Consider the following 23,531-nt stretch of genomic DNA (forward strand, 5'->3'; position numbering starts at 1 on the left):
AGGACCTCCGGCAATTTCAAGGCCGCCACGGCCGTGTTCCGAATGCAACCCAGACCGATCGCAGCCTGAGGCAGCGGCTACAGACGCCATCGCGGGCAAGTCGGATCGCCGCCCGCTCGTTCCTACAGAAAAGGGCGCTGCTTCTTGACCAGTGGTTAAAGGATTCACCCAAACACTGACCTGAGGCAGTCTCTCTGTAATATTTGGCAACGATCATGGGCGACACTCCTCCCTGCCACAGGATTGTCCGGCAATGGCCACCCCTTCACTGACCGCCGCCTCCCCTTCCCCCTCCCTCGAAGCCAGACCGCAGCTGGATAAAAAAGCCAGCCCCTTCACCCTCGTGGTGTTCTTCGCGATCCTCGCCATGGGCCTGTTGTTCACCGCCTACAGCCTGATGCACGACATGCACGAGCTGGGCACCACGGTCACCACCTGGACCCCGTTCCTGCTGCTTGGCATGGCGCTGCTGATCGCCCTGGGCTTCGAATTCGTCAACGGTTTCCACGACACCGCCAACGCCGTGGCCACGGTGATCTACACCCACTCGCTGCCGCCACATTTCGCGGTGGTCTGGTCGGGTTTCTTCAACTTCCTCGGCGTGCTGCTGTCCAGCGGCGCGGTGGCCTTCGGCATCATCGCCCTGCTGCCGGTGGAACTGATCCTGCAGGTCGGCTCGTCGGCCGGCTTCGCGATGATCTTCGCCCTGCTGATCGCCGCCATCCTGTGGAACCTCGGCACCTGGTGGCTGGGCCTGCCGGCCTCGTCGTCCCATACCCTGATCGGCTCGATCATCGGCGTCGGCGTGGCCAACGCCCTGATGCACGGCCGCGACGGCACCAGCGGCGTGGACTGGAGCCAGGCCACCAAGGTCGGCTACGCCCTGCTGTTCTCGCCGCTGATCGGCTTCGCCTTCGCCGCCCTGCTGCTCCTGGCCCTGCGCCTGTTCGTGAAGAACCGCGCGCTGTACAAGGCGCCCAAGGGCAACACCCCGCCGCCCTGGTGGATTCGCGGCATGCTGATCGTCACCTGCACCGGCGTGTCCTTCGCCCACGGTTCCAACGACGGCCAGAAAGGCATGGGCCTGATCATGCTGATCCTGGTCGGCACCCTGCCCATGGCCTACGCGCTGAACCGCACCATGCCGGCCGACCAGGCCCTGCAATTCGCCGCGGTGGCAGAAGTCACCCAACAGGCCCTGGTGAAAAGCGCCCCGCAACCGGCCCCCGCCGACCCGCGCGCGGTGCTTTCCGACTATGTGCGCAGCAAGGAAGCCACGCCGCAGCTGGTCCCGGCCCTGGCCGCCCTGACCGGTCATATCGGTGACGAAGTGAAGGGCTACGGCTCGCTGGCCAAGGTGCCGGCCGAAGCCATGGGCAACGTGCGCAACGACATGTACCTGAGCAGTGAAACCATCCGCCTGATGGACAAGAACAAGGTCGGCGACTTCGACGCCGACACCCAGGGCAAGCTGCAACTGTTCAAGCAGCAGATCGACAACGCCACACGCTTCATTCCGCTGTGGGTGAAGATCGCCGTGGCCATCGCCCTCGGCCTGGGCACCATGGTCGGCTGGAAACGCATCGTGGTCACTGTCGGCGAGAAAATCGGCAAGACCCACCTGACTTACGCCCAGGGCGCTTCGGCGGAAACCGTGGCGATGCTGACCATCGGCGCCGCCGATATGTTCGGCCTGCCGGTGTCCACCACCCACGTGCTGTCTTCAGGGGTGGCCGGGACCATGGTCGCCAACGGCGGCGGCCTGCAGATGCAGACCATCCGCAACCTGCTGATGGCCTGGGTGCTGACCCTGCCCGCGGCGATCCTGCTGTCCGGCAGCCTGTACTGGCTGTTCACCCAATTGTTCTGAGCCCTGCATTGTTCTGAATCCTGCCACGTACTCATGTAGCCGCTGCCGCAGGCTGCGATCCAGCCCGCAGGGCTGGCCAACGGGACAACGTGCAATATCAGGAAGATCGCGGAGTCAGGTTTTGGGGCCGCTGCGCGGCCCATCGCAGCCTGCGGCAGCGGCTACATGGACTGTGGCTGTCTGGGGCGGTCCTGCCGGGCCAGGCGCTCAACCCTAAGCGTCTGAACGCCACGGCGCGCAGGGAGATTCAGGAACAGCGGGTGGCCGGGTTCTGCGCCCAGCGCTTGGCGGTGCCGACGATGCGCTTGGCCAGCTCGTCGATGGCCCGCTGATGGGCCTGGACCAGGCTCGACAGATCGACGCTGGCCGGCTGGCTGATGCGGCTGCTGCAGATCAGGCTGCGCCGCTCGACGCCGTCACCACGCAGGCGCAGGTTCCACACCACGTCGATCAGTGCATAACGCCCCGGCACCGATTCGAAGCGGCGCACATCGGTCTGCAACGACAGGATCGGCTGCCCCGCCGACTTGGGCAGGCCTTCCAGGTTACGCGTGCCCAGTTGCTGCTCCATCTGGCTGGCCAGGGCATCGTGGAACTCATCCACCAGCGGCGCGCTCCAGCGCGCGGTTTCCAGGATCGCCAGGGTGCCGCCGTCCTGGCGCACCACCAGCTGTGGCTGGTCGACCTGCATCGGGATGCGCACCCCGGCCATCTCGAATTGCAGGGCCGGCGCCGCGACGCCAGCAGGCGCCGGCTCGGGCGCCGGCGGCATCAGGGTGTAGTAATGGGTCGGCGCCGAGCTGCAGGCCGCCAGGCCCAGGGACGCGATCAGCAACGCTAGAGTTTTTTTCATGGCTGGACTTCCGATTCAGGCTCACGAGAAGACGAGGTCGAGGATTTGTAGGCGTCCGGCTGGTTGTCCTTGAGCCGCCCACGGATCAGTGCTTCGGGATGACGACTGAGGAAGTCGGTGAGCACCCGTACCGAACGGGCGGTGCGCTGCACTTCGTCCATCGCCTGGCCCAGTTGCAGGCGCTGCGGCGAGTCCTCGGCGAAGCTGTCGTTGGCCGAGGTCAGGGTTCTCTTGGTCTGCTCCAGGGTGTCGCGCATCTCTGGCAATACCTTGCCGTTGACGTTCGCCAAGGTCTTCTGCATCTCGGTCAGGCTGCCGTTGAGGTTGTTGGCGATGGCATCAATCGGCAATTTGCTGATCTTCTCCACCACTCGCTGCAACTGTTCCTGCAGCTTGTCGAGCCCGCCTGGCACGGTGGGGATTTCCAGCGGCCGCGCGGTCGCATCGAAGGGCACCGGCTTGGCGTTGGGGATGAAGTCCATGGAGATATACAGCTGGCCGGTCAGCAGGTTGCCGCTGCGCGCCTGGGCCCGCAGGCCATGCTGGACGAAGGTACTGATCAGGTAGCCGGCGCGACTTTCGTCGGCACCGCTGAGCTTCTCCAGTTGCTGATGGACCTTGCCCAGCCGCGCCGGGTAGATCACCACGCCGACCAGAGTCGAGAAACTCTTTTTCTGCTCGTCGTAATCCAGGTCCATCGACACCACCCGGCCGATGTTCACCCCAAGGAATTCCACCGGCGCATTGAGCGCCAGCCCGCGCAGGGTCTGGTCGAAACGCATGCGCATGTAATACGGGTCGCCGTCGGGCGGCGCCAGCGCGGTGTCCTGGTCGGCGAACAACTGGTAGCTGGCGTTTTCCTCGGCCGGCTTGGCGTTGGGGCTGTACTTGGGTTCGACGAAGGCGATGCCGCCGGCGAGGATCGACGACATGGACTCGGTGTTGACCTTCAGGCCGTTGGCGCCCAGGGTCACGTCCACGCCGCTGGCGTTCCAGAAGCGCGAGTCGGTGGTGACGAACTGGTCGTTGGGCGCGTTGACAAAGATCCGCACATCCACGCCCTTGCCGTTATCCGACAGTTTGTAGGAAATCACCTGTCCCACTTCGATGCGCCGGTAATAGACCGGCGAACCGACGTCCAGCGAGCCCAGGTCATCGGTGCGCAGGGTAAAGCGCTTGCCCTTTTGCCCGTAAGTCACCGGTGGTGGCGTCTCCAGGCCGACGAAGCTTTTCTTGCGTTTCTCTTCCTGGCCGGCGTCGGCGCCGATAAAGGCCCCCGACAGCAGAGTGTCGACCCCGGACACGCCGCCGGCGCCAATGCGCGGGCGCACCACCCAGAACATCGAGTCGGCGGCGGTGAAGGACTCCGCCGACTGGTCCAGCTCGACCTTGGCGATCACCTTGCTGCGGTTCTTGCTCAGGGCGATGGAGGTGACCTTGCCGATCACCACGTTCTTGTATTTGACCTGGGTCTTGTTGGCCTCCAGGCCCTCGGCGGTCTGGAAGCTGATGGAGATCTCGGGGCCGGCCGACAGCGACTTGTGCACCAGCATCGACAGGCCGACCAGGGCCGCGACTATGGGCACGATCCACACCAGCGAAATATTGAACCGGCGCGTCCTGACCGCGGGGGTACCCGGCCTCGCTGGCGCGCTTGAAGCGTTGGAACCTGGATGATCAGACATCTTCAACCTCTACATCCCAGATAAGCCGGGGATCGAAACTCATGGCCGCGAACATCGTCAGGACCACGACCAAACCAAAGAACAGGATGCCCATGCGCGGCTCGATCGAGCTCAGGGCGTGGAATTGCACCAGCGCCGCCACCAGGGCGACCACCAGCACGTCGAGCATCGACCAGTAGCCGATCACCTCGATGAAACGGTACAGCTTGGCCCGCTCGCGCATCGCCCAGTGGCTGCGGCGCTGGCAGGTGATCAGCAGCATCCCCAGGACGAAGAACTTGATGCACGGCACCACCACGCTGGCGATGAAGATCAGCAGGGCAATATCCCAGGAGCCGTGCTGCCAGAACTCCAGCACGCCACTGAGAATGGTGTTTTCGCTGCCGCTGCCGAAGATCTGGGTATACATCACCGGCAGCACATTGGCCGGGATGTAGAAAATCAGGCTGGCCACCAGGAAGGCCCAGGTGCGGCTCAGGCTGTTGGGTTTGCGCGCGTGCACCACGGCCTCGCAGCGCGGGCAATAGTGAACGTCCTGCGGGCAGGTCTGGCCGCAGGTGTGGCACAGCATCAGGCCCAGGTCGCGGGCATAGGGAGGCTGGCTCATCAGTAGCGGCCCTCCAGGTCGTTCCAGAGGCGGCGGATGCCCTTGCCGGAGATCAGGATGATCAGCACCGTCAGCATCGCCAGCGACCACAACCCCAGCCCCGGGTGCACGTCGAGCATGCCGGCCAGCTTGACGATGGCCACCAGGATGCCCAGCAGGCACACCTCCAGCATGCTCCACGGCCGCAGGTGCTCCAGGGCACGCATGCAGGCCTTGAAGCCCGGCGCCGCGCGCCCGATATTGGCGAACCCCAGCACCCAGCAGAGCAAGGCGATCTGCAGGCCGGGCGCAAGGATGATGGCCAGGCCGGTGACGGCGGCGATCAGGCTGATGCGGCCCTGGGCCAGGGCTTCGACCGACTGCCAGAGGGTGGCTTCGTTGCTCAGGCCTTCGAGGCTGATGCCGATCACCGGGAAGGCATTGGCGAACACGAACAGCAGCGCCGCCGTGATCGACAGCGCCAGCAGTTGCTGCACGTTCAGGTGTTGGGCGCGCTCCAGCACCGCCCCGCAGCGCGAGCACTGGGAAGTCTGGCCTTTTGCAAGCGGCACGGATTCGTACAGCGAATCGCAATGCTCGCAGATGATCCAGTTGGGAGAGAGTGTCATGGTCTTCGAGTCAGGTGGGACAGCGGAGGGCGCTGATCCATGGCGCGTATTCTCTGCAAAAGTAGAGGATGGTGTCTAGTTTTACCTGAGGACTGCAAACGTTCTGGTGCGCCATAATGTATGCTCCTTGCCGCCTCTCAGACCATGAACGATTCAAAAATGCTCCCGGCCAAAAACCCGCGCTCGCCGAAACAGACTCGTGGCCATGAACGGGTCACGGCGATTCTCGACGCCTGCGCCCACCTGCTGGTCAGCCAGGGAGTGGCCAGCCTGACCATGCATGGCATCGCGCGCGAAGCCGGCACCTCCATCGGTTCGCTGTACCACTTCTTCAGCGACAAGCAGAGCGTGCTCGACGCCCTGGGCCAGCGCCATATCGACGCCATCGACCAGATCACCGCCAACCTCCTGGCCATCGATCCGGCCACCTGGGTCGAGTCGAGCAGCCAGGAGGTGATCGACCGGATGATCATGCCGATCATGGAATACCTCGAGACCCACCCCGACCTGCTGCAGATGATCAGCCCCACTTTCGCTCCCGGCCAGCTCCAGGCCCCGGACGTCCATGCGCGGATCCAGGAAACCTACGACCGCATGCTCGCCCTGCGCCTGCCCACCGCCAGCGCCACGGAACGCGACGCCTACGTGACGGCCATGCGCGGATTGCCCATCGGCCTGTTCCAGGTTGCTCTGGAGAATAGCCAGCTCAAGAGCATTTTGCTGTTGCAGGAAGTCCCCAGGGCGCTGAAGGCCTACCTCGAGGCCATCGAGCGGCACCACGCCGCCCGCTGACCCCTGCTGTTTTCAACTGGCGCGATCGAGCGGGCGGCGCAGCATCAACCACTCCCGCACCAGGTCGTAACCCCAGTGATAGACATAGGTGTACGGCAGGAAGAACAGCAGCACGCCGAGGTCGAGAATCAACGCCTGCATACGGAAATCGCCCTGTTCGTGTCGCGCAATCACCCCGTGGCGGCACTGAAAAATATCGACCAGACGCAACTGCAAAAACACCGCGAACTGCGCCTGGCGACCATCGTCAATCCCTACGACAGCCGGGCCAAGGGCCGGGTATGGTCGGCGCCGAGCTACCTGATGCTGCTGGAAATGGCCCAGGGCGGTTTTGGCTGGGCGCCCCTGCCCCGCTAGCTGGTGGAGCGTTTCGGCGCCAACAGCCTGGTGGAACTCGATGCCCTGTGATCGCGCCTGCATCCGCCTGGCCGGCGGGCAGCTGGTTGCTGGGGCGGATGCTGGAATAGTCGCGACGATCGGCCGGAACGGCTGCGGCGTATTCAAAATCGCCTAAGGCCTTCGGCCTTATCGCAGCCTGTGGCAGCGGCGACAGGGTTCGCCAGGATTCGACTCAGAGGGTTTTCAGTGCTTCGAGCCTGTTCTCGATAAAGCGCCGTTCCGGTTCCTGGCGGGTCAGTTCCAGGGCGCGCAGATAGGCCTGCCGCGCCGACTCCGCCCGCCCCAGCTGCCGGCAGAACTCGGCCCGCGCCGAATGGGCCAGGTGGTAATCCTGCAATTCGCCCCGGGCCAGGATCGCCTCGACCCGCTCCAGGCCGGCCAGCGGTCCGTCCCGCTGGGCGATGGCAGCCGCGCGATTCAGTTCGATCACCGGAGAGGGCATGGCGCGCAACAGCACGTCATACAGGCCGATAATCTGCTGCCAGTCGGTTTCCCCGGCCGTCGCCGCCTCGGCATGCACCGCGGCGATCGCCGCCTGCAGGCAGTACGGGCCGAAACGCCGGGTGCCCAGGGCGTGCTCCACCAGGGCGCAGCCCTCGGCGATCAGTTCGCGGTCCCACAACGAGCGGTCCTGTTCGTCCAGCAGCACCAGTTCCCCGGTGGCCGAGGTTCGCGCCGGACGCCGCGACTCATGCAGCAGCATCAAGGCCAGCAAGCCCATCACTTCCGGTTCCGGCAGCAGTTCCAGCAACAAGCGCCCGAGACGGACCGCCTCATGAGTCAGATCATCGCGGGTCAGCTCGGCGCCCATCGACGCCGAATAGCCTTCGTTGAACACCAGGTAAATCACCCGCAGCACGCTGTCCAGGCGCTCGGGCAGCTCGCCCAGGGACGGCACCTGATAAGGGATTCGCGCATCGCGAATCTTGGCCTTGGCGCGCACGATGCGCTGGGCGATGGTGGCCGGCGTCGAGAGAAAGGCGCGGGCGATTTCCTCGGTGGTCAGGTCGCAGATTTCCCGCAACGTCAGCGGCACCTGGGCATCCGCCGCCAGCGCCGGGTGGCAGCAGGTGAAGATCAGGCGCAGGCGGTCGTCTTCCAGGTCCTCCTCGCTCCAGTCAGCCTGCTCCAGCTCTTCGAGCTGGCTGACCAGCGCCGCCTGGGACGCGGCGAAGCGCGCCCGCCGACGCAAACCGTCGATGGCCTTGAAACGCCCGGCCGACACCAGCCAGGCCCGCGGGTTGTCCGGTACGCCGTCGCGCTGCCAGCGCTCGACCGCGACGAAGAACGCCTCGTGCAAGGCTTCTTCGGCAAGGTCGAAATCCCCCAGCAGGCGAATCAGGGTCGCCAGGATCCGCCGCGACTCGTTGCGGTAGACCGTCTCCACCAGCGCCTTGACGCTGTCTTGCGCGGCCGTCGGCATCAATCCGGCATGCCTCGGGTCACCAGGCTTTCCAGGCGATCCAGGCTCTGCCCCCAGCCCTCATGAAAACCCATGGCTTCATGGGCCTGCCGGTCCTCTTCGCTCCAGTGCATGGCGCGGGCGGTGTAGAGGGTCTTGCCGTCCAGGTCGTCGAAGGTCACCTCGGCGCTCATGAAGGCCTTGGCCGAAGGAATCCAGCCCGGCAGGAAGGCGTCGGTGAACACCAGCCGCCGCGGCGCGACTATCTCCAGGAACACGCCCATGGTCGGGTATTCGTTGCCATCCGGGGCACGCATCAGGGTGCGAAACTGGCCGCCGACCCACAGGTCCATTTCACACTCGGGGGTGGTCATGCCGTGGGGCCCCCACCATTGCACCAGCAACTGCGGTTCGGTCCAGGCGCGGAACAGCTTGCCGGGCGGCGCATCGATCAGGCGACTGATGGACAACTCATATTGGGCGGGCGCAGGGCCCAGGCTGCGGTCGGTCATTGCGAAACTCCTGCTTATGATTGTTTTTCCAGAGCTCGTTTTTCCAAGGTGGCGATCAGGGATTCAACTCGCGCACCGGGCGCACCTCGACGCTGCCGACCCGGGCCGCCGGGATGTTGCCGGCGACCTGGATGGCTTCGTTGAGGTCCTTGGCATCGATCAGGTAGAACCCGGCCAACTGCTCCTTGGTTTCGGCGAACGGGCCGTCGGTGATCGACAGCCGGCCGCCGCGCATGCGCACCGTGGTCGCGCTCTGCACCGACTCCAGGGCCTCGGCGGCAAGCATCCGGCCGCTGCCCTGCACCGACTCGGCGTAAGCCATGCACTCGGCGTCCTTCGGGCTCTCCGGCAGGCTGTGCAACAGCTGTTCGTCGCTGTAGACCAGGCATAGGTATTTCATGGGGCTCTCCTCGATCGAGCTGATCAACTATGGCTGCTGTTTCAGGCTTTGGCGAAAAACCCGACGATCAGGGTTGCAGGTCGAACAATGCGGTACCGCTCTGCATGTCGAACGGCGCCGACCAGTGCTCGTGGACCACTTTCCACTGGCCGCCCAGGCGCTGGTAACCCGCGGTCACGCGCATCCAGCAGGCCTTGGTCTCGCCCTTGTCGTCGGTGCCGCCGCAGTGGGCGAGCCAGTGGGCGAAGGCGATGTCGCTGGCGCCGACTATGTGCAGCTGCTCGAAGTCGAAGATGCCAGGGCCGGGGCAGACTTCCATGCAGGCCTTCCAGTGCGCACGGTAGGCTTCCTTGCCCTGGAATTGCAACGCGGTCACGGCGTCGAACGAGGTGATGTCGTCGGCGTAGTAGCTGACGATCCGATCGATGTCCTTGGCTATCACGGCCTGGCGCCAGGCATCGATCAGGCTGCGGATTTCGCTTTCGGTGGTTTGGGCGTTCATGGCAGTTCTCCTTGCGATTGAGTGACACGGGCTCAGGGTGGCCGCCCGAGGCGACCGTTAAATCCTGAAGACCCCCTTAGTCGTCTGGCCGCCCGGCAAATCGACAAGGCCAGGAAAAAAAACCGGGCCCCCGGGCAAAATCGCTAGAATCGCCACTCCCACAGCCCACCCTCAGTGCCCGGATATGGATAGCCCAGTGACCACCCGACTCGTGCCCTACGAACAGCTCGACGCCACGCAATTGCAGCAGCTCGACGCGCTCGAAGTGCACCCGCAGCAGAAGAATTATTCCGGTGATATCTACACCGCGCTGCATACCCTGCTCAAGGCGCCGGAGCCCGGGATCAAGGGCTTCGCCCTGCTCGCCGACGAAGTCCCGGTGGCGTTCCTGCTGCTCAAGCGCCCGCCGTTCCTGCCCCACTGGGCCGACCCCGACACCGCCACCCTGCATGCCTTGCAGGTCGATCACCGGGTCCAGGGCCAGGGCTACGGCCGCGCCTGCCTGCAAGCCCTGCCCGCCGCCGCGCGCCAGGCGTGGCCGGAGATCAAGGGGTTGATGCTGTCGGTGGACGCGGACAACGCAGCGGCGTTCAACCTCTACCTGAAGCAAGGCTGGGTCGACAGCGGCGAGGCCTACCGGGGCCGCATCGGCTACGAACGCCGCCTGGCCCTGATTTTCTGACGTTACCCAGGAGAAGCATGATGCTGACCACCCTCGAGCAACTGGAAGCGATCTACGGCCACCCCCTCGAACGGGCCGTGCGCAAGGAAATCCCCTTCCTCAACCCGGACTACCAGGCCATGGTGCGCGCCTCGCCGCTGGTGATCCTGAGCACCGTCGGCCCCGACGGCATGGATGGCTCGCCCCGCGGCGATGTCCCGGGTTTCGTGCGGATCGTCGACGAGCGCACCCTGGCCCTGCCCGACCGCCCGGGCAACAACCGCATCGACAGCCTGCGCAATATCGTCAGCGACCCGCGGGTGGCCCTGCTGTTCATCATCCCGGGCATCGGCGAGACCCTGCGGGTCAACGGCCGGGCGCGGATCTCGGCCGAGCCGGCGCTGCTGGAGAGCTTCGCGGTGAAGGGCAAGCCGGCGCGCACGGTGATCCTGGTGGACATCGAGGCGGCCTACTTCCACTGCTCCAAGGCCATCGTGCGTTCCGACCTGTGGAACCCCGAGCGCTATCTGGAACGCTCGGCCCTGCCCTCGGCCGGCGCGATCCTCAAGCGCCTCTGCGACGGCCAGTTCGACGCCGACCGCTACGACCGGGAAATGCCGGAACGGGTGCGCAACAGCCTGTATTGAATGCTTCTGCTGGAGCGAAGCTTGCTCGCGATGAAGGCTAACGCGGTACATCAGCCAGACCGCAGCGTCCCTATCGCGGGCAAGCCTCGCTCCTGCGCCGCGGCATTACAAAATGACAGGCAAAAAAAAGGGCTGCCTCGCCGCAGCCCTTCGATCTCACAACTCCAGCACCATCTCATGCCAGGCCATGCCGCCATGGTCCGACGCCGAGGCCTTGAGGTAGACGAAACCAAAACGCTCGTACAGCGGCACATGCCGCTCCTTGCACATCAGGTTGATGCTGGCCTTGCCCAGGCCGCGCATGCGCTCGATAAAAGCCTCCAGCAAACGCCGGGAAACACCCTGGCCCTGATAGTCCGGATGCACCACCACCGACATGATCACCACGTGAGGGCCGGCGGGGTCGTGGCCGATCAGTTCCTTGAAGGCCTCGTCGGCCATCTCGACCTCGAAGGCCGCGCCGGAATTGATAAAGCCGGCCACCACGCCCTCCACCTCGGCGACGATGAAACCCTCGGGCCAGGTGGCGATGCGGGTGGCGATCTTCTCCCGGGTGGCGGCTTCGTCGCCTTCGTAGGCCAGGGTTTCGATGGCGAAGCAACGGTCCAGGTCAGCGGCGGCGACCTGACGGGTCAACAGACTGGATAAGGTCATGGGGAACAGATCGGCATGGGAAATGCCGCTGATCATACAGTAATAAGGCTTGCATATCGAACGGCGGCAAGCCCGTAAAACCTGCATATAGTCGCTGTCATCCGCGCGCCGACCGGGTTATTTATCAGGGCTCAATCAATCCCATCCTGGTCAAGTACGGAAGTCGCCATGAGCAATGTTCAGATCGGTTTGCTGGTGCTGTTCGGCATCAGTGCGTTCGGTTTTGTCACCCTGTCCATCGACCTGTGGCGCGCCCGCCGGCCGGGCAAGGGCAAATGACCGGGCCCGTCGCAGGCCCGGCCCGCGACTCACTGCTCCTTGAGCGGCAGCCAGACTTCCAGCACGCCCTGGCCGGTGTCGGGGTTGAAATCGGCGCTGTAGCGTTCGAATTCCGGCGCATCAGCGGCTTCACGCCCGGACTGCGGCAGCCAGGTTTTCCAGATGTACTGGAAGGTCTGCGGCAGGCTCGCCAGCGGCCCCTTGTGCTCGAACACCGCATAGTGTTGTGGCGGCACCTCGGCCCAGCGGTACAGCTCGGGCAGGTCGTCGAGCTTGCTGATCTCGACCCCGGCGATGTATTCGAAGCCGCCCTGGCCGTCGGGGTTGCAACAGAGGCCGTAGGTCACCTCCCCCACCTGGCCGGGGACCTTGCCAAGGTGCGGGATAAAGCGCTCCCAGAGTTCAGGAATGCGCTGCGTCGTCTCGGGAGTGAAACGCCCGCCAAGACCGGCGATCAGCAGAAAGCGCCCTTTCTCGAAACGCGGCACCGGCCCGCTGACCTGTTTTTGCTCATCCATGATGCAACTCCTGCCTGAAAAATGGGTTCGGCAGGGAGTATAGAGGCCAAAGCCGAATCGCTGGGTCAGAGCGCAGGAAGCTCCGCGACCGCCGCGCCGACGATGAATTCCTGGTAACCGGACAGGATCACGTAGACCGCGAAATAGCAGAAGATCGCCGCAGATGCCAGGTAGGAATAGCGCAACAACTTGTCGCCCAGCAGCTTGCCGCCCTGGGTCGCGGCAAAGCACAGGCCCACGACCCAGGCCAGCCCGGCGCAGAAGAAACCGCTGAGGAACAGCCCGGAGCTGAGCAGGTCGCCGCCACCGGAACGGGCAATCAGGGTCCCGCCCACCGCGGCGAACCAGAGGATCGCGCTGGGGGACGACATGGCCAGGAAGATGCCGCGGAAAAACTCCTTGCGCGGCGAACCGTTGTCCACCTCGCCGGCCTCGGCCAGCACCGCGCTGTGGTGGATCGCCGAATAGATCATCTTCGCCGCGAAGTACACCAGCAGCGCCGACCCGCCGATCCACAACACCCAGCGCACCGCCTCGTACTGCAGCAGCACGGTCATGCCGGCCAGCGCCAGCACGGCGTAGACCAGGTCACCGACACAGGTGCCCAGGCCCAGGCAGAAACCCTGGAAGTAGCCACGCTGCATGGCCAGGGTAATCATCGCGATATTGGCCACGCCTATGTCCAGGCACAGCGAAAGGCTCAGCAGAAAGCCGCTGGTAAACTCCATCATTCATCCTGTTCGATGCGGTTGTTCGAGTGGGGGGTATTTAACGCGGGCGGGCCCGGCAAACACAATGCGCAGGCTGCGAATCCCGCCACGACGATGCGAATCCCTGTCCAGGCAGCGCCGCTGCCGGCGAAAAAAATAGTTGCCGCCCCCCTCTGGACAGCCTGGCACCACTGCCCTTATCGTCTGCCCCCAGGCCACCGCAGTGGCCGACGTCGCTCGGACGGTTCCGGGCGCTCACGTACTCCGAGGCAACAATGGCCGAACAAGGTTCGCCGCGCCGCTTTGCGCGCATAGATCGACTCCCCCCCTACGTATTCAATATCACTGCCGAGCTGAAGATGGCTGCGCGTCGGCGCGGCGAAGACATCATCGACTTGAGCATGGGTAACCCCGACGGTGCGACTCCGCCGCACATCGTCGAGAAACTGGTCACCGTCGCCCAGCGCGAAGACACCCACGGCTACTCCACCTCCAAGGGTATTCCGCGTCTGCGCCGGGCCATTTCGCGCTGGTACAAGGATCGCTACGAGGTCGATATCGACCCGGAAAGCGAAGCCATCGTCACCATCGGTTCCAAGGAAGGCCTGGCGCACCTGATGCTCGCCACCCTGGACCAGGGCGACACCGTGCTGGTGCCCAACCCGAGCTACCCGATCCATATCTACGGCGCAGTGATCGCCGGCGCCCAGGTGCGTTCGGTGCCGCTGGTGCCGGGCGTGGACTTCTTCGACGAACTGGAACGGGCCATCCGCGGCTCGATCCCGAAACCGAAGATGATGATCCTCGGCTTCCCGTCCAACCCTACCGCGCAGTGCGTCGAGCTGGACTTCTTCGAGCGGGTGATCGCCCTGGCCAAGCAGTACGACGTGCTGGTGATCCATGACCTGGCCTACGCCGACATCGTCTACGACGGCTGGAAAGCCCCGTCGATCATGCAGGTGCCGGGCGCCAAGGACATCGCGGTGGAGTTCTTCACCCTGTCCAAGAGCTACAACATGGCCGGTTGGCGCATCGGCTTCATGGTCGGCAACCCGGAACTGGTCAGCGCCCTGGCGCGGATCAAGAGCTACCACGACTACGGCACCTTCACCCCGTTGCAGGTGGCGGCCATCGCCGCGCTGGAAGGCGACCAGCAGTGCGTGAAAGACATCGCCGAGCAGTACCGCCAGCGCCGCAATGTGCTGGTCAAGGGCCTGCACGAGCTGGGCTGGATGGTCGAGAACCCCAAGGCTTCGATGTACGTCTGGGCGAAGATTCCCGAGGCCTACGCCCACCTGGGCTCGCTGGAGTTCGCCAAGAAGCTGCTGGCCGAGGCCAAGGTCTGCGTCTCGCCAGGCGTCGGTTTCGGCGAGTACGGCGACGACCATGTGCGTTTCGCCCTGATCGAAAACCAGGACCGCATCCGCCAGGCCGTGCGCGGTATCCGCGGCATGTTCCGCGCCGATGGGCTGGTGCAGAAAGGCTGATCCGCGTCGCCCTATAAACAGGCACAAAAAAACCGCAGCGATGCGGTTTTTTTGTGCCTGTCTGCCAACCCTGTAGCCGCTGCCGCAGGCTGCGATCGGCCGGCACGGCCGGTAGCGATCTTGCAATCGCTGAAGGCTCTTGGAGCCTTATCGCAGCCTTCGGCAGCGGCTACAGGGCTCGGGTCAGACCACCAGCGACAGCAGCAGGATAAAGATCAGGCCGACCACTGAGAGGATGGTTTCCATCGCGGTCCAGGTCTTGAAGGTTTCCGCCACGGTCATGTTGAAGTACTGCTTCACCAGCCAGAAACCGGCGTCGTTGACGTGGGACAGGATCAGCGAACCGGCACCGGTGGCCAGCACCAGCAGCTCCCGGTTCACCCCAGGAATCATGCCGACCACTGGCACCACGATGCCCGCGCCAGTGATGGTCGCCACGGTCGCCGAACCGGTGGCGATGCGAATCACCGCCGCTACCAGCCACGCCAGGAGGATCGGCGAGATCTGCGCGTTGACCGCCATGTGGCCGATCACGTCACCCACGCCGCTGGTCACCAGCATCTGCTTGAAGCCACCGCCGGCACCGATGATCAGGATGATCGCCGCGGTCGGCGCCAGGCTGGCGTCGAGCAGCTTGAGGATCTGCCGGGAGCCGATGCCCTGGCGCGAACCGAAGGTGTAGAGCGACAGCAGCAAGGCCAGCAACAGCGCGCTGATCGGGTGACCGATCATGTCCATCCAGATGCGGAAGAAATGCCCGTCCGGGAAGGCTACGTCGGCGAAGGTCTTGAGCAGCATCAGGAACACCGGCAGCAGCACGGTGAGCAGGGTCACGCTGAAGCTCGGCAGGTTGGCCGAGGTGTTCTCGCGCGCCAGCTGATCGACCAGTTCCTGGGACGGATGACCCGGGATGTGCTTGGCGATGAAGGTGCCGTAGATCGGACCGGCGATGATCGCGGTCGGCAGGGCAACGATCAGGCCGTAAAGAATGGTCTTGCCGATGTCGGCGCCGAACACGCCGATGGCCAGCAGCGGGCCCGGATGCGGCGGCACCAGGCCGTGCACCGCGGACAGGCCGGCCAGCAGCGGGATGCCGATCTTGATGATCGACACGCCGGTGCGCCGGGCGACGATGAACACCAGCGGGATCAGCAGCACGAAGCCGATCTCGAAGAACAGCGGGATGCCCACCAGGAAGGCGGCGAACATCATCGCCCACTGCACCCGCTCCTTGCCGAACGAGCGGATCAGGGTCTGGGCGATCTGATCCGCACCGCCGGATTCGGCCATCATTTTGCCGAGCATGGTGCCCAGCGCGAGGATGATCCCGACGAAACCGAGTACACCGCCGAAGCCGTCCTGGAACGCCTTGATGATCTTGTCCACCGGCATGCCCGAAGTCAGGCCGAGGAAACCCGCGGCGATGGTCAGGGCAATGAAGGGATGCAGCTTGAATCGGGTGATCAGCACGATCAGCCCGATAATGGTGACCACTGCGTCTACCAGCAGATAGGTCTCTTGGGACATGCCAAACATGGGGTTGCCTCCGGTTTGTTGTTTTTATTCAAGCGTTAAAAACGTGAGCCGAGTGGGATAGCGCTATCTAGGTGAACCGAAGCTTATCGGGATGAGTCCAGCCCGTGCTCCAGCCACCAGCCATGGGCCTGTTCGGCCAGCCGGTCAACGCTGTGGATGGTGGCGTCCAATGCCAGGGTCAGGGGTTCGCCCACGGGAGATTCGAGGGTGGCGAACTGACTGTCGATCAGGGTCGAAGGCATGAAATGCCCCGGACGGTGGGCCACGCGATCGGCGGCCACCTGTGGTGTCAATTGCAGGAAAACGAAGCCCAGGCCGGGCGTGGCGCTGCGCAGGCGGTCGCGGTACTTGCGCTTGAGCGCCGAGCAGGTCAGCACCGGACGCTGTCCGGCGGCCAGGGCACGACGCAACTCGTCGCACAGGCTGTCGAGCCAGCCGGCACGGTCGTCGTCGTTCAGGGGAATACCGGCACTCATCTTGGCGATATTGGCGGCAGGGTGGAACGTATCGCCTTCAATGGCCGTGGCGCCGCTGCGCTGGCACAGCGCTTCACTGACGCTGGACTTGCCGCAGCCGGCAACGCCCATGATGACCAGGGCGGTGATGGGTTGACTCATGAAACACCTCAGCGCGCAGACAGCGCTACCTTCGCTCTTCGAAACTCTAGGGCAAAAATAGTTTCTGCCGACGCCTTCTTGTCATTTTTGTGGGTTGCCGCGTATATAGGCCGCGAAACCAAAGAGTGCGGGTCAGGCCGACCGCGCTCACGCATTGCAGCTGTTTCGAGACAGCGCTACCTTAGTGACTTGAATTTTGTTTGGCAAGCCGTCTGATGACCTCCTCCAAGAACGATAAAAATACCCGCACCACGGGGCGCCCTACCCTCAACGAAGTCGCGCGCCTGGCCGGCGTCAGCCCGATCACCGCCTCGCGAGCGCTACGCGGCATCGACACAGTGGCCACCGAACTGGTGGAAAAGGTGCGCAAGGCCGCCAGCGAACTCAACTACGTGGTCAACCCCGCCGCGCGCGCCCTGGCCTCGGCCCAGAGCCATTCGGTGGTGGTGCTGGTGCCGTCGCTGTCCAACCTGCTGTTCATCGACACCCTGGAAGCCATTCATCAGGTCCTGCGGCCCAAGGGCTTCGAAGTGCTGATCGGCAACTTCCACTATTCCCCCGACGAAGAAGAAAACCTGCTGCGCAACTACATGGCCTACCAGCCACGAGGTTTGTTGCTGACCGGCTTCGACCGGACCGAAAATGCCCGACGGATGGTCGAAGCCAGCAACGTCCCCTGCGTCTACATGATGGACCTCAACCCCGAGGCCGGCCTGAACTGCGTGGGCTTCTCCCAGCACAACGCCGGGGAAACCGCCGCCGAGCACCTGATCTCCCGCGGCCGCAAGCGCCTGGCCTACATCGGCGCCCAGCTCGACCAGCGCACCCTGATGCGCGGTGAGGGTTTCCGCCGCGGCCTGGAAAAAGCCGGCCTCTACGACCCGCAACTGGAAGTCCTCACCCCGCGCCCCTCGTCGGTGGGCCTGGGCGGTGAACTCTTCCTGCAACTGATGCACAGCCACCCGGACGTCGACGCAATCTTCTTCGGCAACGACGACCTGGCTCACGGCGCCCTGCTGGAAGCCATGCGCTGCGGCATCAGGATCCCCGAGCAAGTGGCGGTGATGGGCTTCAACGACCTGCCCGCCTCGGCGCACATGGTGCCGCGCCTGAGCAGCATCAGCACCCCGCGCGAAGCCATCGGCCGCCGCGCCGCGGAACAGCTGCTGACCCTGATGGCCGGCAACAGCGTGGCCAAGCCGGTAGTGGATATGGGCTTCGAATTGAAGGTGCGCGAGAGCACCTGAGCCGCACGCGAAGCCCGTCCGGCGTTGTAGTCAGGCGCGCTTACGGCTTCATCTCCGCATGAACCGGCGAAGCCAGCGCCGGGTCCTGCCCCCCGAGCAACCGCACGAACGCCTGGGCAGCCTTTTGCAGGGGCTGGTTCTTCAGCCAGACCGCGTGCACCGGCAGCAGCAGGCCGTTGTCGATGTTCTTGAAGGTCAGGCGCTTGAGCCTTCCGGCCTTGAGCAAGGGGGCGATCACCGACTGCGGGAAGTTGCCCCAGCCGATGCCGGACTCGACCATGTCCAGGGCCATGGCCAGGCTGTCGGTGCGCCAGTAGGACTCGGCGATCAGCGGCCGAGTGTCGCGGATCGGCAGGTCGCGGCTGGCGACCACCACCTGACGGACATTGACCAGCTCTTCCAGATAGAGGGTGGCGTCCGGCGCCTCGGGTAACGGATGGCGCGCGGAAATGCAGGCGATCATCCGCTCGCTGCCGACGTACTGGAAATACTCCAGCACATTCAGGCTGAGCCCGGCGAAAGCCACGCCGACCGCGATCCGGCCACTGTGCAGCAGCTGCAACACATCGTCCTGGGGCGCGCTCAGCACTTCGATGTCGAGCAACGGATGGCGCTCGGCGATCAGCTTGATCGCCGCCAGCACCCGGGACTTGTCGATGTCCTCGACCACGCCGATGGACAGCCGGCTTTCCAGGCCCAGGGACAACTCCACCGCATGCACCTGCAGGTGCTTGAGCTGCTCGGCGATCAGCCGCGCGTGGGGCGCCAGGGCATTGGCCATGGCAGTGGGCACCGGCTCGCGATGGCTGCGATCGAACAAGGGATAGCCCAGCTCCGCCTCGAGGTTGGCGATGCCCATGCTCACCGCCGACGGCACCTTGCCCAGGGCCCGCGCCGCCGCGGAAAACGAACCGCGCTCGAGCACGGCGAGAAACAACTGGATGCTGTCGCTGGAGAAATTCATGGGGACGCCTGCCTAGGATGTCGATCTATCAGAAAACCTGAAAGCTTCTAACTTTTTCTGTCAGGCATATTGAAGCTATCTTGCGCCGCATTCGCCAGCCATTCCTGCAAAAGGAGCGGCCCGGGCCAACGAACGCGGAGGAAAAAGCATGCAAGGCATCAAGCGCAAACTGGTTTACGTGTCACTGTTCGAGGTGTTCGGCATGACTTTCTCGGCCCTGGGCCTGGCCTTGCTGTCCGGCACCTCGCCGAGCAGCACCGGCCCGCTGGCGGTGGTGATCACCAGCATCGCGGTGACCTGGAACTTCATCTACACCAGCCTGTTCGAGCGCTGGGAAAGCCGCCAGGTCTCGCGGACCCGCACGGTCAAGCGGCGGATCGCCCACGCCGTGGGTTTCCAGCTGACGCTGATCCTGTTCCTGATTCCGTTGATCGCCTGGTGGATGCACATCAGCCTGGTACAGGCCTTCCTGCTGGACCTGGCGCTGATCCTGTTCATCCCCTGCTACACCTTCGTCTTCAACTGGCTGTTCGATCGGGTCTTCGGCCTGCCGGCGTCGGCGCTGCCGGACCCGGCCTGAGCATCCCGGCGCAAATCGGTATCGCCTAAGGCGGGGCACACTGTTAGATTTCCAGGGCCCTTCACCCGCCAAGGAAAGCTCCCATGGGAACCCTGAGAATTCTCGGTAAAGCCTCGTCGATCAACGTCAGAAAAGTGCTGTGGACCTGCGAGGAATTGGGTCTGTCCTACGAACGCGAGGATTGGGGCAGCGGCTTCCAGTCGACCCACACGCCGGAGTTTCTCAAGCTCAACCCCAACGCCCAGGTGCCGGTGCTGATCGATGACGCCGGCGCGCTCTGGGAATCCAACAGCATCTGCCGTTACCTGACCAGCAAGGTCGCCGGGCAACGGCTGCTGCCCGGCGAGCCTCGGGCCCGGGCGCTGGTGGAGCAATGGATGGACTGGCAGGCCACGGAACTCAATCCCGCGTGGAGCTACGCCTTCGTCGCCCTGGTCCGGCAGAACCCGGACTTTCAGGACCCGCAGCGGATCACAGCCGGCCTTCGCGGCTGGAACGCCAAGATGGCCCTGCTCGAACAGCAACTGGCGAGCACCGGGGCCTATGTGCTCGGCGAGCAGTTCAGCCTGGCCGATATCGTCCTGGGGCTGTCGGTGCATCGCTGGATGATGACGCCCATGGAGCGCCCCGACTTCCCCGCCATCGCCGCCTACTATCAACGCCTCAGCGAGCGTCCGGCTTTCCTGCTGCATGGACGCAATGGCATTCCCTGAATCGCCTCTCGCTCCTACAGACGCTGGATGTCGCTTGGGTTGTTGCTGCGGCACAAACCGCCAAGATGTAACGAAATACGACAATAAATCAGCGTGCAACCCACCTTCCGGGCCAGCATTCACAATCATTGATTTCCGTTAGCCAGCTAAGATTCCTCTTCACCGAAACCTGGAATCCCGCCCATGTCGTCCCTCGCCCCCACTGTCGCTACCGACGGCCTCGACCCGCTCCGCGCCGCCGATATCTCCGCCCGCATCGATCGCCTGCCCGCCGTCGCCACGGTCTGGCGCCTGGTGGCGCTGTTGTCCATTGGCGGTTTCTTCGAGCTGTATGACCTGTTCCAGACTGCCTATATCAGCCCCGGCCTGATCCGCGACGGGATCTTCGCCACTGGCAGCCAGGGCGTGTTCGGTTTCTCCGACCAGGCGGCCTTTGCCTCGGCGACCTTTCTCGGCCTGTTCCTCGGCGCCAGCCTGCTGAGCCCGATCGCCGACCGCTTCGGGCGCCGGGCGATCTTCACCTTCGCCCTGATCTGGTACACCGTGGCCACGGTGCTGATGGGCGTGCAGACCTCGGCCCTGGGGATCATCGGCATGCGCTTTCTGGTGGGCATCGGCCTGGGCATCGAGTTGGTGACCATCGACGCCTACCTCTGCGAACTGGTGCCCAAGCACATGCGCAGCTCTGCCTTCGCCTTTGCCTTTTTCGTGCAGTTTCTCTCGGTGCCGGCGGTGGCGCTGATGTCCTGGTGGCTGGTGCCGCAAGACCCGTTCGGCATCGCCGGTTGGCGCTGGGTGGTGCTGGCCAGCGCGGTGTTCGCGCTGTTTATCTGGTGGCTGCGCTCCCGCCTGCCGGAGTCGCCGCGCTGGCTGGCCCAGCATGGGCGCTTCGCCGAGGCCGAGCGGATCATGGATGGCATCGAGGCACGCTGCGCCAAGGACCGCGGCAAGCCGCTGGACACTCCGCAGTCCGAAGCCCTCGGCGTCCAGGGTTCGGGTCGCTTCGCCGATATCTGGCAACCGCCCTATCGGCGCCGGGCGCTGATGCTGATCGTGTTCCATGTGTTCCAGGCCATCGGTTTCTTCGGTTTCGGCAACTGGCTGCCGGCGCTGCTCTCGGGCCAGGGCGTGAGCGTCACCCACAGCCTGATGTACGCCTTCATCATCACCCTCGCCTATCCGCTGGGGCCGCTGCTGTTCGTCAAGTTCGCCAACCGCTTCGAGAACAAGTGGCAGATCGTCGGCTCGGCCCTCGGCGCCATGACCTTCGGCACCCTGTTCGCCTGGCAGAGCACGGCCCTGGGTCTGATCGTCTGCGGGGTGATGATCACCTTCTGCAACGCCTGGCTGAGCTTCAGTTACCACTCCTATCAGAGCGAGCTGTTCCCCACCAATATCCGCGCCCGGGCGGTGGGTTTCTGCTATTCGTTCAGCCGCCTGTCGACGGTGTTCAGCAGCCTGCTGATCGGCTTTTTCCTCGATCATTTCGGCACCCCCGGGGTCCTGGCGTTCATTGTCGGCAGCATGCTGATCGTGATGTTCACCATCGGCCGTTTCGGCCCGCGCACCCGCAACCTGGCCCTGGAGAACATCGCCCCCCCTTGACCGGTCGCCGCTGGCCGCAAGCGGCAAGGCTTGTCCGCCGCGTGCCGCCAGCCTTGCCGGACAACCGGCGCAGAGCCCCGATGAAGAGCCCCGTCCCGGGGCCCTGCAGAGCGCTCCAGCACGGCGGCATGCAAATTGCTGCGCAGCCTGCGATAGCCCTTACATACAGGTACCCAATCATGTTGGTCAGTGCCCAGAAAACCTCGGCGATCCAGCCCACCCAGCGGTCTGACATGGACCCGAGCACCGCGGCCGCCAGCGCGCTGTACAGCGGCTTGATGCAGAACGTGCAGAACGCGGCAAGCTTCCAGGTATCCCAGGCCGTGCAGCAGGCCAGCAACACGGTCAGCGACAATGTCGCGGCGGCCTTCGCCAAGACCCGCGTGCTGCTCCAGGCCACGCCGCCGACCGCCAGCACCGCGCAGGCCAACAGTGCGACCCAGAGCTCGGCCATGGACGAGTTCAAGGACTACATGAGCAAGTCCCCCGAGCAGCGCATGCGCGAGCGCATCCTCGAAGAGATGGGCATTACCGAGGAAGACCTGAAAAACATGCCACCGGAGAAACAGCAGGCGGTGGCTCAGGAAATTGCCCAGCGGGTCCAGGACAAGCTGAAGCTGGCGCAAGTCGAGAAGGACACCAGCGGCGTCGATAAGCAAGTCACCGACAAATTCCTCGCGGCGCTTTAAAAGCGGCCAGTCGAAACAGGGTTCCCCACGGGAACCCTTTTTTGAGGGTCGGCTTGAGCGGCTGCGCTCAGTCCTGGGCCAGCATGTCGAGCAAGGCCCGCAGCGCCGGCGACGGCTCGCTGCCCTCGGCCAGCACCAGGGCAAAGGTGCGCTGGATCGGCACGTCCAACGGCAGTACGCACAGCCCGTGGCGTTGCTCCGGCAAGGTCATCTGCGGCACCAGGGTCACCCCCACCTGCTCGCGAACCAGGGTAAAGGCGCTGCTCCACTCCCGCACCTCGACCCGCACATCCGCCAGCTCCAGGCCGGCATCCGCCGCCAGGCTGCGGGCATTCACCGAACAGCCGCCGGTGGCCAGCACGAAGGGCTGGCCCACCAGTTCCTGCAAGGTCACGCCCTGCTCCTGAGCGCGACGCGCCAGGGCATGCCCCACCGGCAGCACCGCCACCCAGGCATCGCGCCCCAGCAGGCCAACGCTGCGCTCAGGCGCAGGATTGAGCAGCACCCCGACATCGATCAATCGCGCTTCGAGCAAGGCCTCGACCTCGTCGTCGCTGACCTCCAGCGCCACCACCTGGATGCCCGGATACAACTGCTTGAAGCGCCGCAGCAGCGGCGGCAGGAAAGTCGCCAGCACCATGGGGAAACTCGCCAGGCGAATGGTGCCGCGCTGGATGTCCCGACAGGCATCCGCGGTATCGCGGATGTTCTGCAACGCCGCGAGCATCAGCCGCGCCTGTTCCACCACCTGTTCGCCGACGGCGGTGGGCAGGGTCTGGCGGTTCTCCCGGGTGAACAGCTGCACGCCCAGGTTGGCTTCGAGCAGCGCCAGGGCCTGGCTGGCGCCGGACTGGGTCATGCCGACCCGCTCGGCGGCGCGGGTGATGTTGCCGGTATCCGCCACGGCCACCAGCATGCGCCAGTGCATCAGGTTCATCATGGCAGTAGCTGTCCTTATGGGAGTTTTCTGAAAGATTAATTTTACTGAAAACAG

At 64.5% G+C, this 23,531-nt stretch carries 25 protein-coding genes and 2 pseudogenes; 11 read left to right on the forward strand and 16 right to left on the reverse strand.

Annotated features, from left to right (window positions below; genetic code table 11):
* The first annotated feature begins 253 nt into the window (after positions 1 to 253).
* Entirely contained in the window at positions 254 to 1,870 is a 1,617-nt protein-coding gene (locus H0I86_RS23585) for an inorganic phosphate transporter (protein WP_180922382.1), read from the forward strand.
* Between the two features lie 247 nt (positions 1,871 to 2,117).
* Here the strand turns inward: H0I86_RS23585 and H0I86_RS23590 are convergent, their stop codons facing one another.
* Genes H0I86_RS23590 through H0I86_RS23605 form a run of 4 tightly spaced genes read right to left on the reverse strand, consistent with a single transcriptional unit; the run spans position 2,118 to position 5,623 of the window.
* Positions 2,118 to 2,723 carry a PqiC family protein gene (locus H0I86_RS23590; RefSeq protein ID WP_180922383.1) on the reverse strand — a complete coding sequence of 202 codons (606 nt, stop codon included), beginning with the start codon at positions 2,721 to 2,723 and terminating at the stop codon, positions 2,118 to 2,120.
* Positions 2,720 to 4,408, reverse strand: a complete 1,689-nt coding sequence (locus H0I86_RS23595; protein WP_180922384.1) for a PqiB family protein — start codon at positions 4,406 to 4,408, stop codon at positions 2,720 to 2,722. Before H0I86_RS23595 ends, H0I86_RS23590 begins: the two co-directional genes overlap by 4 nt.
* Positions 4,401 to 5,015 (reverse strand): paraquat-inducible protein A, encoded by a 615-nt coding sequence (locus H0I86_RS23600; RefSeq protein WP_009050358.1) that lies wholly within the window; start codon positions 5,013 to 5,015, stop codon positions 4,401 to 4,403. Before H0I86_RS23600 ends, H0I86_RS23595 begins: the two co-directional genes overlap by 8 nt.
* Positions 5,015 to 5,623, reverse strand: a complete 609-nt coding sequence (locus H0I86_RS23605) for a paraquat-inducible protein A (protein WP_023966714.1) — start codon at positions 5,621 to 5,623, stop codon at positions 5,015 to 5,017. Before H0I86_RS23605 ends, H0I86_RS23600 begins: the two co-directional genes overlap by 1 nt.
* 144 nt (positions 5,624 to 5,767) lie before the next feature.
* On the opposite strand from H0I86_RS23605, the gene H0I86_RS23610 reads away from it, so the two are divergent.
* Positions 5,768 to 6,415 carry a TetR/AcrR family transcriptional regulator gene (locus H0I86_RS23610; protein WP_180922385.1) on the forward strand — a complete coding sequence of 216 codons (648 nt, stop codon included), beginning with the start codon at positions 5,768 to 5,770 and terminating at the stop codon, positions 6,413 to 6,415.
* A 12-nt stretch (positions 6,416 to 6,427) separates the two neighbouring features.
* Here H0I86_RS23610 and H0I86_RS23615 read toward each other — a convergent pair.
* Positions 6,428 to 6,553, reverse strand: a pseudogene (locus tag H0I86_RS23615) (chlorhexidine efflux transporter); the annotation flags it as partial.
* 3 nt (positions 6,554 to 6,556) lie between these two features.
* Here H0I86_RS23615 and H0I86_RS23620 point away from each other — a divergent pair.
* Positions 6,557 to 6,823, forward strand: a pseudogene (locus tag H0I86_RS23620) (LysR family transcriptional regulator); the annotation flags it as partial.
* A gap of 163 nt (positions 6,824 to 6,986) precedes the next feature.
* On the opposite strand, the gene H0I86_RS23625 reads toward H0I86_RS23620, so the two are convergent.
* The 4 genes from H0I86_RS23625 to H0I86_RS23640 form a co-directional block, all read right to left on the reverse strand.
* Complete coding sequence (locus H0I86_RS23625; protein WP_180925901.1) at positions 6,987 to 8,237, reverse strand: RNA polymerase sigma factor; 1,251 nt, start codon at positions 8,235 to 8,237, stop codon at positions 6,987 to 6,989.
* On the reverse strand, positions 8,237 to 8,728 hold the full coding sequence (locus H0I86_RS23630) for an SRPBCC family protein (protein WP_180922386.1): 492 nt from the start codon (positions 8,726 to 8,728) through the stop codon (positions 8,237 to 8,239). The genes H0I86_RS23625 and H0I86_RS23630 overlap by 1 nt, the downstream gene beginning before the upstream one ends.
* Positions 8,729 to 8,783: 55 nt before the next feature.
* Positions 8,784 to 9,128, reverse strand: a complete 345-nt coding sequence (locus H0I86_RS23635; RefSeq protein ID WP_180922387.1) for a YciI family protein — start codon at positions 9,126 to 9,128, stop codon at positions 8,784 to 8,786.
* Between the two features lie 67 nt (positions 9,129 to 9,195).
* A complete protein-coding gene (locus H0I86_RS23640; RefSeq protein ID WP_180922388.1) occupies positions 9,196 to 9,630 on the reverse strand; it encodes a YybH family protein in 435 nt (144 codons plus the stop codon).
* Between the two features lie 196 nt (positions 9,631 to 9,826).
* Between H0I86_RS23640 and H0I86_RS23645 the strand changes: the two genes are divergently transcribed.
* Positions 9,827 to 10,312 carry a GNAT family N-acetyltransferase gene (locus H0I86_RS23645; RefSeq protein WP_023966728.1) on the forward strand — a complete coding sequence of 162 codons (486 nt, stop codon included), beginning with the start codon at positions 9,827 to 9,829 and terminating at the stop codon, positions 10,310 to 10,312.
* A gap of 20 nt (positions 10,313 to 10,332) precedes the next feature.
* On the forward strand, positions 10,333 to 10,938 hold the full coding sequence (locus H0I86_RS23650) for a pyridoxamine 5'-phosphate oxidase family protein (RefSeq protein ID WP_180922389.1): 606 nt from the start codon (positions 10,333 to 10,335) through the stop codon (positions 10,936 to 10,938).
* Between the two features lie 156 nt (positions 10,939 to 11,094).
* On the opposite strand, the gene H0I86_RS23655 is transcribed toward H0I86_RS23650, so the two are convergent.
* From H0I86_RS23655 to H0I86_RS23665, 3 genes are all read right to left on the reverse strand, one after another.
* Positions 11,095 to 11,592 carry a GNAT family N-acetyltransferase gene (locus H0I86_RS23655; RefSeq protein ID WP_180922390.1) on the reverse strand — a complete coding sequence of 166 codons (498 nt, stop codon included), beginning with the start codon at positions 11,590 to 11,592 and terminating at the stop codon, positions 11,095 to 11,097.
* A gap of 308 nt (positions 11,593 to 11,900) precedes the next feature.
* Positions 11,901 to 12,389, reverse strand: a complete 489-nt coding sequence (locus tag H0I86_RS23660; RefSeq protein WP_180922391.1) for a GyrI-like domain-containing protein — start codon at positions 12,387 to 12,389, stop codon at positions 11,901 to 11,903.
* A 65-nt stretch (positions 12,390 to 12,454) separates the two neighbouring features.
* The gene (locus H0I86_RS23665) at positions 12,455 to 13,117 is read right to left on the reverse strand and encodes a LysE family translocator (protein ID WP_007925134.1); all 663 of its coding nucleotides are present in this window, start codon (positions 13,115 to 13,117) and stop codon (positions 12,455 to 12,457) included.
* A gap of 257 nt (positions 13,118 to 13,374) precedes the next feature.
* Here H0I86_RS23665 and alaC point away from each other — a divergent pair, with 257 nt between their 5' ends.
* Positions 13,375 to 14,586 carry an alanine transaminase gene (alaC, locus tag H0I86_RS23670; RefSeq protein ID WP_007925133.1) on the forward strand — a complete coding sequence of 404 codons (1,212 nt, stop codon included), beginning with the start codon at positions 13,375 to 13,377 and terminating at the stop codon, positions 14,584 to 14,586.
* 183 nt (positions 14,587 to 14,769) lie between these two features.
* Here the strand turns inward: alaC and H0I86_RS23675 are convergent, their stop codons facing one another.
* Together H0I86_RS23675 and H0I86_RS23680 are read right to left on the reverse strand one after the other, a co-directional pair.
* Complete coding sequence (locus H0I86_RS23675; protein WP_023966738.1) at positions 14,770 to 16,122, reverse strand: GntP family permease; 1,353 nt, start codon at positions 16,120 to 16,122, stop codon at positions 14,770 to 14,772.
* 83 nt (positions 16,123 to 16,205) lie between these two features.
* Positions 16,206 to 16,739: a gluconokinase gene (locus H0I86_RS23680; RefSeq protein ID WP_007925131.1), complete on the reverse strand. Its 534-nt coding sequence runs from the start codon at positions 16,737 to 16,739 to the stop codon at positions 16,206 to 16,208.
* Between the two features lie 215 nt (positions 16,740 to 16,954).
* Here H0I86_RS23680 and gntR point away from each other — a divergent pair, with 215 nt between their 5' ends.
* Entirely contained in the window at positions 16,955 to 17,986 is a 1,032-nt protein-coding gene (gene gntR, locus H0I86_RS23685; protein WP_180925902.1) for an HTH-type transcriptional regulator GntR, read from the forward strand.
* A 40-nt stretch (positions 17,987 to 18,026) separates the two neighbouring features.
* On the opposite strand, the gene H0I86_RS23690 is transcribed toward gntR, so the two are convergent.
* Positions 18,027 to 18,950 carry a LysR family transcriptional regulator gene (locus tag H0I86_RS23690; protein ID WP_124309344.1) on the reverse strand — a complete coding sequence of 308 codons (924 nt, stop codon included), beginning with the start codon at positions 18,948 to 18,950 and terminating at the stop codon, positions 18,027 to 18,029.
* Positions 18,951 to 19,098: 148 nt separating this feature from the next.
* On the opposite strand from H0I86_RS23690, the gene H0I86_RS23695 reads away from it, so the two are divergent.
* The 4 genes from H0I86_RS23695 (at position 19,099) to H0I86_RS23710 (ending at position 22,537) form a co-directional block, all read left to right on the forward strand.
* Entirely contained in the window at positions 19,099 to 19,530 is a 432-nt protein-coding gene (locus H0I86_RS23695; RefSeq protein ID WP_009050378.1) for a PACE efflux transporter, read from the forward strand.
* 83 nt (positions 19,531 to 19,613) lie between these two features.
* The gene (locus tag H0I86_RS23700) at positions 19,614 to 20,243 is read left to right on the forward strand and encodes a glutathione S-transferase family protein (RefSeq protein ID WP_180922392.1); all 630 of its coding nucleotides are present in this window, start codon (positions 19,614 to 19,616) and stop codon (positions 20,241 to 20,243) included.
* A gap of 183 nt (positions 20,244 to 20,426) precedes the next feature.
* Positions 20,427 to 21,848 carry an MFS transporter gene (locus tag H0I86_RS23705; protein ID WP_180922393.1) on the forward strand — a complete coding sequence of 474 codons (1,422 nt, stop codon included), beginning with the start codon at positions 20,427 to 20,429 and terminating at the stop codon, positions 21,846 to 21,848.
* Positions 21,849 to 22,027: 179 nt separating this feature from the next.
* A complete protein-coding gene (locus tag H0I86_RS23710) occupies positions 22,028 to 22,537 on the forward strand; it encodes a hypothetical protein (RefSeq protein ID WP_180922394.1) in 510 nt (169 codons plus the stop codon).
* A 67-nt stretch (positions 22,538 to 22,604) separates the two neighbouring features.
* Here H0I86_RS23710 and H0I86_RS23715 read toward each other — a convergent pair whose 3' ends face one another.
* The gene (locus H0I86_RS23715; RefSeq protein ID WP_180922395.1) at positions 22,605 to 23,477 is read right to left on the reverse strand and encodes a LysR family transcriptional regulator; all 873 of its coding nucleotides are present in this window, start codon (positions 23,475 to 23,477) and stop codon (positions 22,605 to 22,607) included.
* Between the last annotated feature and the right edge of the window lie 54 nt (positions 23,478 to 23,531).

This window comes from Pseudomonas chlororaphis subsp. aurantiaca (assembly GCF_013466605.1).
GTDB lineage: Bacteria > Pseudomonadota > Gammaproteobacteria > Pseudomonadales > Pseudomonadaceae > Aquipseudomonas > Aquipseudomonas chlororaphis_I.